This window comes from Bacillus sp. PK6-16, from assembly GCF_056530295.1.
On record NZ_CP096511.1, the window covers coordinates 5,030,001 to 5,032,500 of the forward strand.

The window sequence follows — 2,500 nt, forward strand, 5'->3', positions numbered from 1 at the left end:
CTTATAGCAGAATACCTAATTAACAAAAAAACGATAATCAAAAGGATTAACTATTATCCCTCCGATTATCGTCTATATAAATGCAACAATTTTAATTATGCCGGAATATACTTCCCTACGAACTTCCATACAGTATTCCAATATTTATTAGAATCTACTTTCTCCGCTTCTCCATGTCCAGCACCTGGAACAATTAATTTCTCTTTTTCTACTTTTGCAGCATTATATACTTCATCTAACATTTCAAAAGGAACGAATGTATCAGCATCCCCATGAATGAACAGCATAGGTGTTTTACTTTTCTCTACTTGTTTTACAGCTGAAGCCTCTTCTAAATCGTAACCAGCTCTTAATTTAGTAACCGTATTTGCCGCATTCATAACAGGAAACTTCGGTAAATGGAATAAATCTTTTAGTTGATAAGTAAATTCATCAATAACAGTTGAGTATCCACAATCTTCAATAATAACTTTAACATTAGAAGGTAAATCTTCTCCTGAAGTCATCATTACAGTTGCCCCGCCCATTGAAACACCAAATAGAGCTATTTCAGCATTAGGGTCTTTCTTTACAATTTGTTGAATCCAAATTAACACATCTTTACGATCATGCCAGCCCATACCAACATAATCCCCTTCACTATTTCCGTGCCCACGAAGGTCTGGTGCTATGACATTATAGCCTTGTTCATAAAAGTTACGAACATATTTCGTCATTTCTGATGCTCTACCATTGTATCCATGAACTACAATTGCCCATTTATGACTAGATGGTTCATTCATATATTCATAACCTTTTAAATTTAATTTATCGAAAGAACGTATAGTTAATGTGTTAGGTTTATACTTCGATACGAAGTTTGCATTCTTTTCTTCATTTACAGCCAATACATCTCCCGACGCACTTACCGTTTCTACTAAATGAGGATTATCTTGCAAAAATTCTTTTTCTTGTTTCGCATTTAACGCATAGTTATAAAAATAATTTCCAACTAACATATACACGATTACTAGCAGGACTAAGACTACTATAGTAATTATACTTATCTTTTTCATATTATCTCCTTTTCTAACTTAAATCTTCTTATATTAAAGTACATCAAAAACAACTGTACTATTTTAACACACTGATGAATCCTATCTTTAAGAAATAAAATAGAAAATCTTAAATTACATATAAAGAATCACGAAAGAAATTGAATAAAACTTATACAGCTACGTACTCAAAAAACTTTTTAAAAAGCGAGAAGCACTTCAAAATATTTAGCTTTAAAAAGAAGTTATAAAACACAAAAAAGACGAGTCATTCTGACTCGTCTTAAAGTTGCTTGGCGACGTCCTACTCTCACAGGGACAAGGTCCCAACTACCATCGGCGCTAGAGAGCTTAACTTCCGTGTTCGGTATGGGAACGGGTGTGACCTCTCTGCCATCATCACCAAACTATGAAGGCATATTCCTTCAAAACTAGATAACATTTGCTACATATTATATGGTTAAGTCCTCGATCTATTAGTATTCGTCAGCTCCACATGTCACCATGCTTCCACCTCGAACCTATCAACCTGATCATCTTTCAGGGATCTTACTAGCTTACGCTATGGGAAATCTCATCTTGAGGGGGGCTTCATGCTTAGATGCTTTCAGCACTTATCCCTTCCGCACATAGCTACCCAGCTATGCCCTTGGCAGAACAACTGGTACACCAGCGGTGCGTCCATCCCGGTCCTCTCGTACTAAGGACAGCTCCTCTCAAATTTCCTACGCCCACGACGGATAGGGACCGAACTGTCTCACGACGTTCTGAACCCAGCTCGCGTACCGCTTTAATGGGCGAACAGCCCAACCCTTGGGACCGACTACAGCCCCAGGATGCGATGAGCCGACATCGAGGTGCCAAACCTCCCCGTCGATGTGGACTCTTGGGGGAGATAAGCCTGTTATCCCCGGGGTAGCTTTTATCCGTTGAGCGATGGCCCTTCCATGCGGAACCACCGGATCACTAAGCCCGACTTTCGTCCCTGCTCGACTTGTAGGTCTCGCAGTCAAGCTCCCTTATGCCTTTGCACTCTACGAATGATTTCCAACCATTCTGAGGGAACCTTTGGGCGCCTCCGTTACACTTTAGGAGGCGACCGCCCCAGTCAAACTGCCCACCTGACACTGTCTCCCGGGTCGATAAGACCCGTAGGTTAGAATTTCAATACAGTCAGGGCGGTATCCCACCAGCGCCTCCACCGAAGCTAGCGCTCCGGTTTCAATGGCTCCCGCCTATCCTGTACAAACTGTACCAAAATTCAATATCAGGCTACAGTAAAGCTCCACGGGGTCTTTCCGTCCTGTCGCGGGTAACCTGCATCTTCACAGGTACTATAATTTCACCGAGTCTCTGGTTGAGACAGTGCCCAAATCGTTACACCTTTCGTGCGGGTCGGAACTTACCCGACAAGGAATTTCGCTACCTTAGGACCGTTATAGTTACGGCCGCCGTTTACTGGGGCT

The 2,500-nt window shown here is 41.4% G+C and carries 1 protein-coding gene and 2 rRNA genes (1 of these 3 running past the window's edge); all 3 read right to left on the bottom strand.

Annotated features, from left to right (window positions below; genetic code table 11):
- Positions 1 to 95 precede the first annotated feature (95 nt).
- Positions 96 to 1,055, bottom strand: a complete 960-nt coding sequence (locus M1D66_RS25730) for an alpha/beta hydrolase (protein ID WP_242554902.1) — start codon at positions 1,053 to 1,055, stop codon at positions 96 to 98.
- 270 nt (positions 1,056 to 1,325) lie between these two features.
- Positions 1,326 to 1,441, bottom strand: a 5S ribosomal RNA gene (gene rrf / locus M1D66_RS25735).
- A gap of 49 nt (positions 1,442 to 1,490) precedes the next feature.
- Positions 1,491 to 2,500, bottom strand: a 23S ribosomal RNA gene (locus tag M1D66_RS25740); it runs 1,912 nt beyond the window's last position.

What these genes read in the sequence shown, in the direction of transcription:
- M1D66_RS25730 (WP_242554902.1), bottom strand. Translation starts at nt 1,055, where the DNA reads ATGAAAAAGATAAGTATAATTACTATAGTAGTCTTAGTCCTGCTAGTA.